The organism is Psychrobacillus sp. FSL K6-1267, assembly GCF_038003265.1.
Taxonomy (GTDB): domain Bacteria; phylum Bacillota; class Bacilli; order Bacillales_A; family Planococcaceae; genus Psychrobacillus; species Psychrobacillus faecigallinarum.
On record NZ_JBBOOR010000001.1, the window covers coordinates 3,923,686 to 3,938,847 of the forward strand.

A 15,162-nucleotide genomic window follows, 5' to 3' on the forward strand; every position below is an offset into this window, starting at 1 on the left:
TCCGATAAAAGGCATGAATATAAATAAACCAAAAATTAAAAGATGAATGAGGACGATAAAAATGATGGGATTATCGAGAGTATTATTTACCAGTATTTTAGCAATTATTATGGTGCTGACTATTGGTGTCAGTGCAGATGTGAAAGTGAACGCGGAATCCCATGATATCAATACGTTAGGAAAAGAAATATCAGAAAAGGCTAAACTTGGACTTGAACTTGGCATTTCAGATAGTAATAAAGACAAAGTTGTACTTGTAGAAACTGCGGATGAGATTGAAAGACTACAAGATGCATTGAACCTCGGAGCCGGTAAAATTGTTGTATTACCATATGGTAGTTCGTTTAAGGTGAGCGGATTAAAAGTTCCTGATAATACAACTATTATTGGTTATGGTTCTAAAATTTATAATGATAAAAAGCACACGACACTGCTAACGATAGGTAGCGGGGTGAAGATATACGGTTTAGAAATACAGGGCGCAGGCAACAAAGATGCTGGTGTAAAGGGTATCGGAATAAACATTAATGGCGCGAATTCAGCGAATTATGCTAAAAATATTGTTATTCATGATAGCTTTATTCATGACATCGGTTTTTATGGCATTAAAGCCGAATTTGCAGACAATGTGACTGTTACAAATACAAAAATTGAGGACATCGGCTATGCAGGCATTGGCGGATTCTCTGTTAGTAATTTCAACGTAGATAAGAGCCATGTTAAAGCTATTGCTCCGGGAACCAACGGAAATGCATATGGTGTGTTCTTTTCTAGGCGAGGTTCTAAGAGTGACCTGATACAATATCCACGAAGCAAAGACAGCTCGGTAACAAATAGCACCATAGAAGATATCCCATTATGGGAAGCGTTAGACACGCATGGTGGAGAAAATATTACGTTTAACCATAATAAAATAAGAAACGCGAAAGTCGGTATAGCGTTTGTTAATGCGACAGGTGATGGCAAAAAAGGAATATTTGGTACACAGCGCTCAACGGCAAAAGGTAACCAAATCGAAGGAATCGGCAAAGGTTGTGGCATTATTGTTGCCGGATCAACGTCAGATTATGCCAGTGGTTTTACGATAAGCGGTAACCAATTAACAAATGCAGGGAAAGAAGGAAGCAGTATCTCGGGTGCAATCTGTGCCAAGTTTACGAAAGATTTAATAATAAAAGAAAATACCTTGAAGAATAGCTTCGCTAATGGTATTAGTATCAACACCCATAATAATCAGTTTTTAATTACTAAAAATAAAATTCAGGATGTACAGGACAAGAAGTACGTAGTACCTGCTGCTATTGCAATACGCTCTACTAATAACGAAGGAACCATCTCACAAAACGTCCTAACTGGTGATGGTAAGTTATCAAACAAATATGTATCTGTCCGTGGGATTAACATATCCACTAAAATTAATGTAAAGCTGAAAATTGGCACGAATACAAATACCTTTAAACTACCTATTGCTGGTGGAACTGGTAGTCATGTTACGTATGTAAAATAATAAAACAAATAGCCAATTGATACATGAAGGTTTCACCGAAGAACAAGAGACGCACAGTGCAAATAGCGTCGGACTATAATAAACCAAAAATTAAAAGGTAAAAGAGGTGAATACAATGATGCTTAACCTAAATATCAGAGACATCAAATTAGAGAACAAAAAGAACAATCGCCACACAAAACATAGACGTGTTGCGCGTCCGGGACTCAAAATGGGAGTCAATTTTCAAACAAGTATTCCGATGATCGTGTGGACTTTCATCCGAAACAGCGTGTGGCACATGACGCCTGCACTATTCCTTCACGGCTTACTGTTCGTTATCCACAGCATTGCGAAAGAGTTAATCGACGGTTACACGGTTCCAAACCGTGGCATTCTATTGCTATTCACCGTCTACGCCATCTGTTTATTCTTCACTATACGCAAAATCAGTGACCATATGGCATACTTCAACGTCAAAACATTGGTGACGCACTACAATATCAACCAGAAGACAATTGCTATTATCAATCTATCGGCGAACCCGAAGCATGACAAAGCATTCATCATGATGGATCACTACCGTACACGAGTCAACCGATTCAGCCTGTTCCCTAGCGTGAAAGAGCTGGCAGTTGAGGACCAAATGTACAAAAATGCATACAAATCAGGCAGCCAAGCCATGAAAACCAATGCAGAGGCGCGCAGACTTCGTTTAGACCTAGAAGCAAAGCACGCGGAGCATATCGCTGCGAAACGAATTGCAGACTGGAAACAGTCCGAGTTCGGCGGCTTAAACGAGTACTATGAACTGGTGAAAAAGTACAGCCATCGCACGATTCCAGCAGTAAGAGACATCATCAGCGATGTGAAAAATTAAGTCATCGCACACAAAAAACCTCACTATTCGATATAGTGAGGTTTTACATATTAATGCTTTGCATGATCCACTGCCTGGTGTAGTAAATTCATCACATGATCATCATCACTTGAATAATACAAGGTAGTCCCCTCACGTCTAAATTTTACTAAGCGTAAATTTTTTAAAAATCGTAGCTGGTGAGAAACGGTTGTTTGCCCTAAATTTAATGCCTCTGCGATTTCGTTTACTGAATGTTCCTCACAGCATAAAAAATTTAATATACGAATACGAGTGGGATCACTTAATGCTTTAAAAGTCTGAGATACGACGAATAGCGTTTCATCGTCTAACTCATGCTGTAATTTTTCCTCCATTTCATACCCTCCTATTTATGATTAATGATGATGGTGGTGATGTGCACCTGTGTCCTCAGCTTTAGTTGTACAAAGAATGGAACAATCATGCTTATGGAATTCTGTTTCCAATTGAATAGTGACATGCTGTATATTTTGATGGGCTAGATCATGCTCTATTTTCTGCAGTAGTTTTTCACCCTCAGCAACTGTCATGTCTTCACTAACTACCGCATGGCAAGAAAGTGCATTCAGTCCACTAGTAATGGACCAAGTGTGTAAATCATGAACCCCTTTTATCTCAGAGTTTTGCTCAATCGTTTGAACAATAACATTCATATCTACGTTTTGTGGCGTTCCTTCCATTAGAACATGAAGAGAAGCTTTTGTTACAAAGTATCCACTTCTTAAAACAAGTGCTGCTACAATCACACTTGCTAATGGATCAGCCCATCCCCAACCAAAGAACATGATAAGTAAGGCAGCTATAATAGCACCGACCGAGCCTAGCATATCGCTGATAACATGTAGAAATGCTCCTCGCATATTTAAGTTGTCTTCCGTGTCACCGCCTCGCATCATAAACCATGCTACAAAAATATTAACTGCTAATCCAATACAACTAATAATTAGCATTCCGGTTGTAGCTACCTCCGGAGGATTGGCAAATCTAACAATTGCCTCGTAAAAGATAAAGAATGCGATTGCCATTAGAGTAATGCCGTTTAACACAGCTGCTAAAATCTCAAAACGCTTATAGCCATACGTTTTGTTCATATTTGCTGCTTTTTCTCCAAAAGTAAAAGCTAATAAAGCAATAGCCAAAGAAACTGCATCGCTTAGCATATGTCCCGCATCCGACAGCAGGGCCAAGCTATTGGTCAGATATCCTCCTACTGCCTCAATAATCATATAGGTGAAGATAACAAAGAATGAAATGAGCAATACCTTTTTGTTGGAACTATGTGTGTGATTATGTTGATCGGCCATAATAAATCCTCTCCTTCCCCTTAATATAAACAATAAAACTAATATATGATTATATATTCATATATACATAGTATACTATCTTCAATATTTTGTAAACGGGTTGAATTAATCAAAGAAGAAAATTTAATTATGGGATAAATCTCCTTTCTAGAGTGACGCATTCGTAGGGTGAGCCATAAACCATCACCGTTGCTGAAGCCAAATAAAACCAAGGAGTTGCCAAAAAAAAGAAACCTTTACTAATGAAGTATCTGCTCCTTTGCTTTATCGGTATTTCATTTTGCGCCTATATTGGCCTCTCCCTTTTGTTATCAAATATCTGCTCAGCAAAAAAAGTAATAGAGAATATAAGGTTACACCGGCTATAAACAATAAGGCAGGTGCATTGAGGCTGACTTCCTTCAACCCACTATGTTCGTTCCTATGTGCTTCTTCTGCTTTAAACATTGACCATACACATGAAATAGTAAAGTTGTATAGCACAAATAATAACGTATTCTTAAGGGTTATACTTGTTAAAGCGTTGTTGCGTCTCTTATTTTTTGTACTGAAAACTGTCGATAAATATATAAATAAACCGCCATAAACTAAAGAAATAATCAGTATTTCTGAAATACTCATAAGGAAATCTCCAATTTAGTTTGTAATTTCTTTATTATTGTTTTTAATAACGAATGTAAGTGAAATAACAACAGCTAAGATACCTAATAATAAAGAGGTATTAAAAAGCATTTTTAAACCCGTCGTTGGTGAACCTGATACTAAACTACACAGGACCAAGGACATAATCCCAACACAAGCTAAAAAATAATAAAATGGCCGAGTATTACCCTTAAATAAAACGAAACCAATAAGGATAAGTAAGTACGTTCCACTTACAAGCATAGCCAAAGGGTAGGCAGGAGCGAATTTAGCAGCATATATAAAATAATCTATTGTCAAAATATCATTCGCATGGTTTACAGATCCATTGATCCACTTCGAAAAAATAGCAGTATGCTTCCATTCCCATGTAGAGTGTATAAGCGTACTCCCTTCATACCAAGCTGCGATTGTAGAAAATACTAAAACCATTATAGCTAAACCTGCTTGAATCAATTGTTTCAAAAACTTCTCACCTCCATTTTAATCTATATTAACATTATTTCCCTTATAATGAATAAAAAAACTGCCCAATAAGTCTAAACAGCTTTTTATCCAAGTATTATAAAATTTTTGGCTTACTAATCACTACTTCTTGTTAGTTGCGATATACCAACCACAATTGCTAAAATTACAAAACCAACTAGAACAACCGTATTTGTTATTGGTTCGGTAATCCTTGGAATAGAGTCTTGAAAAATCTTTAAAAGTATTACAAATTATATCACTATGGAATAAATAAAGCCATTCTTCTCCAATTCATACGCCCGCTTAGTTGTAATAACGCTAATGTCTAAATCCTTTGCAAGCTGTCGCATAGAAGGTAGGGACTGCCCTTTCTTTAATTCACCTGTAAGGATTAGTTTTTTAATCTGCAAGTAAATTTGCTCGTAAATTGGTTCCTTTGAATTGTTTGAAATAATAATTTGTATGCAAAAAACCATAAATGTATTTCATAAGAAAAAGGGTTATTCAGCCATTTCCATAGCTGAATAACCCTTATTTTATATTTCATTTCTTTCAATTCTTTTAATTAACTCCTCGAGCCAATACGTAGTATGCTCTTTTTTACTTGAAAAATATTCTCCAAGATACTTTACTAAATGCTCTTTTTCTTCCGATAACTGTACTTTAATTTCCAAATCCTTAATATGAGCCCAATGTTCTTTGATTCTAGCTAGTTTTTGATAAAGTAACTCAATCACTTTTTCTCGATCCACGTATTCAATGTTCGCTAACGCAATAACCATTCCGCTAATTGTATCGGCATTCCCAAATAATTGATAAATCTTTTGTGGTAAGGCTTCTCTACCTTTATCAGTAATAGCAAATACTTGTTTATCTGGTCGATGTTCTTCCTTAATAATTTCTACTGGCTCTATTAGCCCTTGCTTTACTAACGATTCAAAGTGATAGTACAGTTTGCTTTCTGTAACTCCGCCTAATTGGTCAAAGGGGATAGGCTCTGAAAGCTCTTTTTTTAATTTATATGGATAGTTATTATCCTGCATTAATTTACCCAAAATATATATTTGAATTGCCATATAGTACCGCTCCTTTGGCAAGAATTATATTCATTGTAGCAAAATCATACAGTAATTTCAGTATTATTTATAACATCCTTTGTATCCTCTACCAAAGAAGCTTCTAATGGAACTTTTTTATGGACGAAGGCAACAAGCAAAATATTAATTAGCATTGCCCCTAAACCTACTGCAACCATACCCCATACAAAAGGCGCTGGACTAATACTACTATACATATTAGCAAAGTATGCTTGGACAGAGTAATACATAGGCGAAATATAACTTACCCATTCATACGGACCATACATCATGTCTCTTGTAATTGTAGCGCCATTAGCAATTGTTTGTACAAGAAGCACTGGTATGTTGAGAATCATACCACCCTCTCCAACTAGGAATATAAACATTGCTGTAAAATTGAAGGCAACCATGTAGTTTAAAACTTGCTGTCCGAAAAGACTTAAGAATAGTTCTCCACTTGGTTCATTTACTAGATAAGCAATACCCATTGATGCTAATCCTGCTAATACTGCGATTATTAACGCAGTCAATTGCACATATACGAATAAACGAGTTTTACTCGCTTTCCCACGACTTTCGTTAAAGGAAGCTACTAATTGCATTGCTGCAATCATTGCACCTACATAACCAGCCATCGTTAAGAACATAGGTAACATATTGTTATGCATACCATCTGGAATGTCATTTATAGTCACTACGTTTCCAACATAAGAAGTTTCAATCATTTTTGCCATATCAGCAGCTTGCTCCTCCGGCACATTAAAGTTCATTAATACTCCCTGTGCTGTTTGCTGCGAAAATTGAGCGCTTAACTGATTGTTTATTTGCGTAACAATAGATGTCATAGAGGATGAAACAACCGTTGCTCCTGCTTCATTTACTGTGAAATCAATACTGGATGATACTTCACCGTTTTCCATATCTGCTGAAAATGTTTTTGGAATGTGCACTACTAGAGTAATTTCATTCTCCTCTAATTGTTCTAATGCTCTTTTATTGGTTAGATCTGTTTTAACCTCTTCAAAAGGTAAATTTTCTTTTAGCTGATCGGCAATCATCGTACCGTATTCCCCAGCATCATCATTAACAATCGCTATAGGTAGTTTATCGATATTACCTGGAATAGCCGTATACCCAGGTAAAAAGATACCTAGCATTGCAACTGCATAAAATATCCCCATAAAAATAGAAGCAATAGCTCCCTTTGTTTTCAAAAATTGTGTAAACTTCATGTGTTTAATTTTCCTTCTTTCAAATAAAATTAATTTCATATATACTTCAAATAAAGTACTTTGATTAAAGTACTTTAATTATATAACTTTGTTAGTATAATCCTTTATTTTTAGATAGGCAAATGAAAAAGCTCTCTTTTACATATTCTTGCGATAAACTTGTCCAAAATAAGACGAAATCAACATATCACAGCATAATGTAGATAATGTCTTAAATTAAATTAACTATATAAAGAGCTGAAGGATAATCGTTCTTAGTAGTAAGACCCCAGTTTCTCAACTCCGGGTTATGCCTCCAATAGCTGAATGGTGTATCAAAGATATAAAAAAAATAAGAGCCCTGCCTGAACAAAATTTGTTCAGGCAGGGCTCTCTCTATTTTCGTATTAATTAGGCACTTACTACTTTATTTGCTTTGTTTTGATGCATTTTTTTCATAACAAATCTTGCAATAGGCTGTGCAACAATCAATTCAATCCAAAATGCGATAGCGAAGTTTCTCGGCCAAATATGAAGAAAGTTTTTAAAAGGATCTAGAGTAACTTCACCCATGCCAATCCATGTGCCGATTATAGATAAACAGATAGACAAAACGGTTACATTTAATACAGTATTCAATAAAATACGAGCATTAAAGCCATCAGTTTGTCCAACAAACTTTGGCATTATTTTACCTACAAGTGGTCCTGCAACTAGTCTAACTAATAATACTACGACGACCCACATAATAGGAATAATCTTTAGTGTATCTATATAAACTTCTTTGCTAAATTCACGTTCCAACCCCATAATAATTGGAGCAATCGTGTTGACGGAAATAATTGAAATGATTAATAAAAACAAAATACCTTCTTTTGCATTTTGAGGTAGACGATCCTCTCTGTATTGCATAAATTTCATCTCCATACTGTAATATTTCAGATGGCAGATACCTGCGAACAAAAAAATTTGTGCAAAAACGGCACAAAAAAAGCAAGACCATACAGATGGCCCTACTTATTGCTGCACACTGATATTTATATCATAACACAATTTTTAAAGCTAAGGAGAACTATTTATCCTTTTTTTAACAAATTAAATGATTCAGTTAATATGAGTTATAAAATAGTTGATGGTAAAGTATATTTTCTTTCTTCTTATTATAGTTCCATTAAAAGTCTAATTCTATAAAGCATACTGCCATATATTATAGATAGGTTACTCTGTTAGGAGGTGAGCATATGCCACTTTTTTCACCAGTTCCGGGAAGATCTTTTCCCCCAAGAAATAGACAAGTATTTGGCCCTCCATATCAGGAGCAACAGTTTGGTCCTCCTTATCAGGGACAACAATTTGGCCCCCCTTATCAGGGACAACAATTTGGCCCCCCTTATCAGGGACAACAATTTGGCCCCCCTTATCAAGGGCAACAGTTTGGTCCTCCTTATCAAGGACAGCAGTTTGGCCCTCCTTATAATAATAGAGGGAACCAATCTTCTCCAGGTGTTTTAGGAAACCTACCAAATCACATCAACACACTTATGGGTCATGCAGGTACGATACGGAATGGTTATACTATGATGAGACAATTAGGGTCTGTTATAGGTTTGTTTAGATAATCAAAAGCCGATGTTCTTTTACATATGGGACATCGGCTTTTTCTAATAATACTACTCCCATGCAAAAATTATGAGAGGCTAGTAAAGTAAACCAATAAAATTTGATTAGTTTAAAAATGATTGAGAATACAGAGATCGGATTAATTTGGCGTCAATCGTTACATTCACTGTTGTTTGATTTCTCCTCTAATAGAGCTTGGTAGACTTATGTTCTGGTTAATAAAATCTAGTAATTTTACTGTATAAGGCTTACAATTTTCACCTACTCCAAACGTGATGCTTAAATCTTGTGGGGAATAGATAACTGTGTGTAATGTACCAAAATATTGTTTGTAATAATTAAAAAAGAGTGGAGATTTTCCGTCATTAAATTGATGGTACAACTGATTTTTAGATAGTGCTTTTGTTAATAGTTCATTTAAGTACGTTTTACGCAAAATAGAACTCTGTATATCTTTTCTATTTTTTCCTTTTAATCTATGCGCTTCAAAATGATTAGTACAAGTGATTTGTTTATCAATATTGATATGTATGTTGTTAGAAGCAGCTTCTACAACAACCCCTTTTCCACTACTATCTGTCATTGAATAATTATAACAATAGGCATGAGGAATTTTTTCTATCAGTTCAATTGCTTCCTCTACGTTTTTACAGTTATCCAAGAGAATACGGACTATTGTAGTGGCCATAAAACCTTCTTTACGTTCTTCATTGTTTACAAAATGTAATCCTACAACTAGACCTTTTTCATTCATCCCATCGAGCCTACCAATGATTTGTTGACTAAAACCAACGGATGCATACCCATCTTTTGGTTTCATAAAAACTAATCTTGAGTCATAAAAGTCTGGACTAAAATCGTAATTCCGGACATACATGCCATTACTAACAAAAGAAGTGCAGCCCATTGTTAGGAATTCCATATCGTATCCACTATATAATCGAATTGCATTAGGAATATTCATTCGAGCACCTTTTGCAAGTCCTTTGATTTCTTCTAAAATACTTGGGGAGATTTGCTCCAGCCATTTTTCACTTTTCTCGTATTTTGAATGTGCTGTCATCTTCTTTAACATTTCTTGATTTTCAGATGCTACCGAAGTAAGTAATTCCTCACCTTGCTGTACACCAATTTTGAAATAGCTTCCTTGCAATTTTACTAACTTCAATATTAGCTCTTCATTGGACAATTACTTCCTCTCCTCTTCCTCTAAATGAAATACAGGCAAAATAATTTCCATTTCCATAAAATCATTTCCGTAATAGCATTCCATTATAGAACCAACTGGAATCCACTCATTTTCATTTGCGTATCCCAATAATTTCAAATATCCAGATTTAACCAGCTTAATAGACTCTTTAAATGGAAGTGCAAGTACAATACAAGGCTGCATAATTTCTATTTTAAAAGGTGTCTCTATTTGCTCTAAATCTACTTTGGAGTCTATTACAAAACCAATTCTTACCTTTAAAAAATGATCTCCAGATAAATACCTTAAATAACAATTCTCAAATGTAATGTTTCTCCGTTTTAACAGCTTTGCTTTCGCTTTAATATGCTCACCAAATTCACCAATTTCGCCCTCACTATCAAACCAAATAATTACTTCTTCAGATTTCTCCTTTAAATAAATTGGCTCATTTAAGGAATTGCTATCTAAAAAACGATAGCTAACATCTAATAATTTTCTTTGCTTCTCAAGATTGCTCTTCCATACAGTTACCATCTCGTGCTTTCGAAAATTATCTTTTTCTAGGAGATATCTTTGAATATCTTTTAGAGGCACATTTATAAGTCGCAAGCTGGCTATTAACTTTAACATTTCTATCTGATCATCTTCATATACTCTGTAGCCGCTCATATTTCTATTGGAACGAATTAAATCTTTTGTTTCATAAAATCTGATTGCGCTTGGGGAAATACCGGTCTTTTTAGATAATTCTTTAATAGTAATAGAATGCTTCAAATAATTACCTCCTTAAATACATCATAAACCTTAAAGTAACTTGAACCTCAAGAAAAATAAATGACAGAATTCCTCGTAATTCACATCTTACAATCCTTTACATTTTTCTAATTAATTCAAGTATAAAAGAAATGAAATATGACACGCATTTTTATGTATTTAAATTTTTGCATATGCTAACTTTTATTGTAGATGCTAAAAAAAATCGACTAGCTCACTTAAGAGGAAGTCGACTTTTTTAGAAAAGAGATACAAAATGGGAATGTATCATTATAACCTAATTGATTCTTTTTAAAGATCGTGTAGAAAACTGACAAATAAAATGACCCACGACCAAAAGTCGTGTAGTCAAAGCTGAAACACTACCTTATTCTCCACCATGCTTAATAAATAAAGCTTGCTCCTACAATAATAAGTAGGATAAACAGTACTACAAGCAAAACGAAGCCCGATCCACTATTACCGTAACCGCCGCCACCTTGACCTTCATATCCAGACATCATATATACCCCCTTTCCTACTGATACTTACAGAATATGAAAAAGTAAGCATGTGGATAAGGTAATATAACACGTATCAAATAAATAATTTATTGAGCACTGATAATAAATTGTTTATTGCCCGTTAGCAATAGGTAAGCTTTTGAAGCTATCTTGGATTTTAACTGGCTCTTTCTTTTTTTATATGCACATTTATTTTTCCTTCTTTTTATTTTGGAAATAAAAAAACAACGTTTAGATAAAATTACCCAACGGAGTAAAACCAGTTAACCTTTTCAATATCAATTTGTGATGACTTGTCTGTCTCACTCATCCCACAAGAGGCGCAATTGCTTTACTTTTTGATTTAAAGGAAGGAGCCGCCATTATATGTTCCCTATTTGTTTCCATAGATAGGGAACATTTTGCATTTGAAAGGACAATATAAAAAGTAGCGAACACTCAAGTTCTATACATAAGATTGATTTGATCAGCAATATATGCTGAATCTAAATGTAAGCCATATTTTAACCACCACATAATGACGCCGACAATAGAAGCAGTTTTAATATCTTTGTCTACAAAGGTTTTTCTTCCTATATTTTTAGATTGATTTCTCCGGGTTACAATCAAATCCTTCATCAAAAAAAGTAAATGTTTTTCAACTTGTTCAAACTGCACTAACGCAAGTATATGATTTCTTTGCTCACGCAGATAATCCAATAGCTGTATTAAGTTCTCTTTTCTATTCCTATCAAAAACGGCAGTCAAATTTTCTATTTTGTCTGTTAGCACTTGTAAAATGTCATATGTTAAATGTTCCTTTAATTCATTAATATTTTGATAGTGTAAATAAAAGGTGGTTCGGTTTAAATTTGCTCTCTTCGTTAATTCTTGAATAGAAATTTGGTGTAGAGAGTGACCTTCTTGTAACAGTTCAAGTAGGGTAGCTTTAAGCATTTCCTGTGTACGAATGGCACGAGGATCTTCTTTAAAAGACATTTAAATCATTCCTTTTATATATTAAATTTCTACTAATCGACAGAAATGACTTGATTGTATATGGACGTTTTAATTCTTCTGCTATGATATTTTTCAGACACTATGTCGATAATATGTATTATATGGGAAGGAAATTAATATGCAAAATGAAATATCAAATAGTACTAAAAAGTTACTAATTATTATAATGATAACTGGAACCTTTTTTTCTACATTAAATCAAACATTGTTAAATGTTGCATTTAGTGATTTAATGGTTGTTTTTGATGTAAGCACGGCAACGATTCAATGGTTAGCAACAGGATTTATGCTTGTAAATGGTGTGTTAGTACCTATCACAGCTTACTTAATGAAACGTTTTTCCACACGTCAGTTATTTATTAGCTCAATGCTATTTTTACTAATAGGCTCTATTATCTCAGCATGTGCAAATAATTTCGGCATACTATTAACAGGTAGAATGGTTCAAGCAGTAGGTGCTGGAATTATCATTCCTTTAATGATGACTGTAATTGTTTATTTATATCCGGCTGAAAAACGCGGAGCAATGATGGGGAAGATTGGCTTTGCAATTATTTTTGCACCAGCAATTGCACCAACATTAGCAGGCTTTATTTTAGAGTACTTATCTTGGCGATGGTTATTTATCATCATGGTTCCATTCGCAGCATTGATTATTATTCTAGCAAGTAAATATTTAATTAATGTAGCTGAAACATCAAAAGTAAAGCTCGACATAATCAGTGTTATATATTCAACTGTTGGCTTTGGACTTGTACTTTTTGGCTTTAGTAGTGCAGGCAGCAAAGGATGGGATGATCTTATCGTCATTACATCAATTATTGCCGGTTTGCTTGTAACAATATTATTCTGTCATCGACAAATAAAGGCTACTGAACCTTTATTGAATTTAAATGTATTCAGATTTAAAATTTTTACGATGACGTCGATAGTCAATATTGCGATTACAATATTAATGTATGCCGATTTAATATTACTGCCGATTTATTTGCAAGATGGCCGAGGTTTTACAGCAAATGAAGCAGGATTATTATTATTACCTGGCGCCATTATCAATGCTATGCTTTCCCCAGTAACCGGTAAGCTATTCGATAAATTTGGAGCAAAACCTTTATTCATTCTAGGAACAGGTTTAATCGCTTTATCCATGCTTGCAGTGATTGATTTATCACCAGAAACAACAACAGCATATATTTTAGTTCGTACAATTTTATTACGTATTGGTTTGGCGTTTATTACGATGCCGTTAAACACAGCCGCGTTAAATTCATTACCAAAAGAATTAGCCTCTCACGGATCTGCGATCAATAATACAGTTCGCCAACTGGCTTGAGCGATTGGTACAGCAGTTATCATGACAATTTATTCTATTCAATTATTGAATGTCTCTTTAGAATCTACGACAGGTTATATTGGTGCAACAAGTAACACATACTTATATATGTTTGTTATCTCTATGATAGCGTTCATTATCACATGGTTTACCCCGAAAAAGACAAATTAAAATAATTTTAATACACTTCGATAGAGGCTGGGACAAAACCCACCTTAGAAAACCAAAAGCCCCGGTAATTTTACGATAAAATTACCGGGGCTTTTTTGTCTTCTCCAAAATCTTTGTTCTCCGCTATGACGGACGGGGCACGGGTCGAGCCTGTAGTCTCTCCCCCGTGCTTGTCCCCTAGGAGTCGCCGCCTTCGCTCCGAACAAATAGAAGGAGCCTATTTTGAGAAAACTCAATAAAAAAGGCTCCTAATACTTATTGTATAATAATATCTATATCTTAATATTACATCTCTAAATCTGTGAATGCGTAAGGTAATAATTCTCTTAAGGTCAATTCTAATATATCTTTCTTTTCATTAGTTAAATAAACTGGCATTTCAGGTAAACAAAATTCAGCTAAAACTTGTCTGCAAATGCTACATGGTGGAAGAACATCAACCGTATCGCCTGCTACAGCTATAGCTTGGAAATCACCTTTTTTATAACCATTCGCTACTGCAGTAAATATAGCTGTTCTCTCAGCACAATTAGTTGCACCTAATGAAACGTTTTCCACGTTTACTCCATTAATTACAGTACCATCTTTTAATAATAATGCTACTCCAACCGGGAATTTGGAATACGGTACATATGCTTTTACTTTCATGTTACGTGCACTTTCCATTAACATTTCTTTATTCATTTTATCCATCCTCTTTCAAATAAGAATGAACTTTTCACAGTCCCCTTTACGCCAACGTTTGTTGGCAGGACTTCTAATATAATATTTCTACAATGTTTTTGTCAATGTCGTTAGTTATTATAGTAATCATATATCTATGAAACTGGAAATTTAAATGTATTTTTTTCTATATAAACTGTGTCATTAGAATTTTTGATAATGATATCAAAATGCTTACTGTACGGATGCATAAACACTTCGTACTGAATTCTTCTTTCATCATGAGATTGTGTTAAGTAATTCAGATCGGCACCCCTTTCAACAATATCACGGCCCGACCTTCTCATTAATTCTGTTTCACCATCTGTATAGAAGTAAATTTTTAAATCAAATAAATCTGGATTAATAAATCCTACACTCATTCCTTCTACAATCGTAATTTTGTTTTTCGAAGATATTAGCTCGCTTTTCATATAATCTGTATCAATCGTATATAAATCTAAACCATCTCTAACCATTTGAATATCTCTTTCTAAAGAAATTAAATGATGAGCTGATGGATGGCATGCCGTCATTTTATACCGATGATTTTCGTTTTGGTATGTATAGTCGATAATGGCATGTTTTCGAATGTTTGAGGTAATAATATATGGATCTGTATTAATATAATTCACTTCATTTTCATTTAGTAGGCTTATTAATCTATTGGCAAACGTTGTTTTTCCCGCAGCACCATGTCCTGAAACACCAATAATAATTTGTTCATTCGTCATTCTAACCCAATATATAATTTCTTGTAATAGCTTATCCATCATT

Annotated in this window: 16 protein-coding genes and 2 pseudogenes; 4 read left to right on the forward strand and 14 right to left on the reverse strand. The window is 34.5% G+C overall.

Annotation, left to right across the window (positions count from 1 at the left end; genetic code table 11):
• Positions 1-64: 64 nt before the first annotated feature.
• Both MHB55_RS20105 and MHB55_RS20110 read left to right on the forward strand, forming a co-directional pair.
• Complete coding sequence (locus MHB55_RS20105) at positions 65-1,507, forward strand: right-handed parallel beta-helix repeat-containing protein (RefSeq protein WP_340863897.1); 1,443 nt, start codon at positions 65-67, stop codon at positions 1,505-1,507.
• A gap of 115 nt (positions 1,508-1,622) precedes the next feature.
• Positions 1,623-2,366, forward strand: a complete 744-nt coding sequence (locus MHB55_RS20110; RefSeq protein WP_191697560.1) for a hypothetical protein — start codon at positions 1,623-1,625, stop codon at positions 2,364-2,366.
• Positions 2,367-2,416: 50 nt separating this feature from the next.
• Here MHB55_RS20110 and MHB55_RS20115 read toward each other — a convergent pair whose 3' ends face one another.
• The 8 genes and pseudogenes from MHB55_RS20115 to MHB55_RS20150 form a co-directional block, all read right to left on the reverse strand.
• Positions 2,417-2,722, reverse strand: a complete 306-nt coding sequence (locus tag MHB55_RS20115) for an ArsR/SmtB family transcription factor (RefSeq protein ID WP_144541161.1) — start codon at positions 2,720-2,722, stop codon at positions 2,417-2,419.
• Between the two features lie 21 nt (positions 2,723-2,743).
• Entirely contained in the window at positions 2,744-3,691 is a 948-nt protein-coding gene (locus MHB55_RS20120) for a cation diffusion facilitator family transporter (RefSeq protein ID WP_144541159.1), read from the reverse strand.
• A 264-nt stretch (positions 3,692-3,955) separates the two neighbouring features.
• Entirely contained in the window at positions 3,956-4,312 is a 357-nt protein-coding gene (locus tag MHB55_RS20125) for a peptide ABC transporter permease (protein ID WP_191697561.1), read from the reverse strand.
• A gap of 15 nt (positions 4,313-4,327) precedes the next feature.
• A complete protein-coding gene (locus tag MHB55_RS20130; RefSeq protein ID WP_144541155.1) occupies positions 4,328-4,798 on the reverse strand; it encodes a YjdJ family protein in 471 nt (156 codons plus the stop codon).
• Between the two features lie 260 nt (positions 4,799-5,058).
• Positions 5,059-5,265 (reverse strand): annotated as a pseudogene (locus tag MHB55_RS20135) (GntR family transcriptional regulator); the annotation flags it as partial.
• A gap of 72 nt (positions 5,266-5,337) precedes the next feature.
• Positions 5,338-5,877 (reverse strand): PadR family transcriptional regulator, encoded by a 540-nt coding sequence (locus tag MHB55_RS20140; RefSeq protein WP_151112185.1) that lies wholly within the window; start codon positions 5,875-5,877, stop codon positions 5,338-5,340.
• Between the two features lie 44 nt (positions 5,878-5,921).
• Positions 5,922-7,112: a YhgE/Pip domain-containing protein gene (locus MHB55_RS20145; RefSeq protein ID WP_340863898.1), complete on the reverse strand. Its 1,191-nt coding sequence runs from the start codon at positions 7,110-7,112 to the stop codon at positions 5,922-5,924.
• A 390-nt stretch (positions 7,113-7,502) separates the two neighbouring features.
• On the reverse strand, positions 7,503-8,003 hold the full coding sequence (locus MHB55_RS20150) for a hypothetical protein (RefSeq protein ID WP_154312094.1): 501 nt from the start codon (positions 8,001-8,003) through the stop codon (positions 7,503-7,505).
• A gap of 329 nt (positions 8,004-8,332) precedes the next feature.
• On the opposite strand from MHB55_RS20150, the gene MHB55_RS20155 reads away from it, so the two are divergent.
• Entirely contained in the window at positions 8,333-8,710 is a 378-nt protein-coding gene (locus MHB55_RS20155) for a hypothetical protein (RefSeq protein WP_340845015.1), read from the forward strand.
• Between the two features lie 164 nt (positions 8,711-8,874).
• Here MHB55_RS20155 and MHB55_RS20160 read toward each other — a convergent pair whose 3' ends face one another.
• The 4 genes from MHB55_RS20160 to MHB55_RS20175 form a co-directional block, all read right to left on the reverse strand.
• The gene (locus tag MHB55_RS20160; protein ID WP_154312093.1) at positions 8,875-9,900 is read right to left on the reverse strand and encodes a C45 family autoproteolytic acyltransferase/hydolase; all 1,026 of its coding nucleotides are present in this window, start codon (positions 9,898-9,900) and stop codon (positions 8,875-8,877) included.
• Positions 9,901-10,677 (reverse strand): MerR family transcriptional regulator, encoded by a 777-nt coding sequence (locus tag MHB55_RS20165; RefSeq protein WP_154312092.1) that lies wholly within the window; start codon positions 10,675-10,677, stop codon positions 9,901-9,903.
• Positions 10,678-11,060: 383 nt separating this feature from the next.
• The gene (locus tag MHB55_RS20170; RefSeq protein ID WP_144541142.1) at positions 11,061-11,177 is read right to left on the reverse strand and encodes a YjcZ family sporulation protein; all 117 of its coding nucleotides are present in this window, start codon (positions 11,175-11,177) and stop codon (positions 11,061-11,063) included.
• Positions 11,178-11,618: 441 nt separating this feature from the next.
• Positions 11,619-12,158, reverse strand: coding sequence for a TetR/AcrR family transcriptional regulator (locus MHB55_RS20175; protein ID WP_144541140.1), 540 nt, complete (start codon positions 12,156-12,158; stop codon positions 11,619-11,621).
• Positions 12,159-12,297: 139 nt separating this feature from the next.
• On the opposite strand from MHB55_RS20175, the pseudogene MHB55_RS20180 reads away from it, so the two are divergent.
• Positions 12,298-13,683: pseudogene (locus MHB55_RS20180) on the forward strand (DHA2 family efflux MFS transporter permease subunit).
• Positions 13,684-13,968: 285 nt separating this feature from the next.
• Here MHB55_RS20180 and MHB55_RS20185 read toward each other — a convergent pair.
• Together MHB55_RS20185 and MHB55_RS20190 are read right to left on the reverse strand one after the other, a co-directional pair.
• The gene (locus MHB55_RS20185) at positions 13,969-14,367 is read right to left on the reverse strand and encodes a cytidine deaminase (protein ID WP_340863990.1); all 399 of its coding nucleotides are present in this window, start codon (positions 14,365-14,367) and stop codon (positions 13,969-13,971) included.
• Between the two features lie 134 nt (positions 14,368-14,501).
• The gene (locus MHB55_RS20190) at positions 14,502-15,158 is read right to left on the reverse strand and encodes a uridine kinase family protein (RefSeq protein ID WP_154312091.1); all 657 of its coding nucleotides are present in this window, start codon (positions 15,156-15,158) and stop codon (positions 14,502-14,504) included.
• Positions 15,159-15,162: the final 4 nt, after the last annotated feature.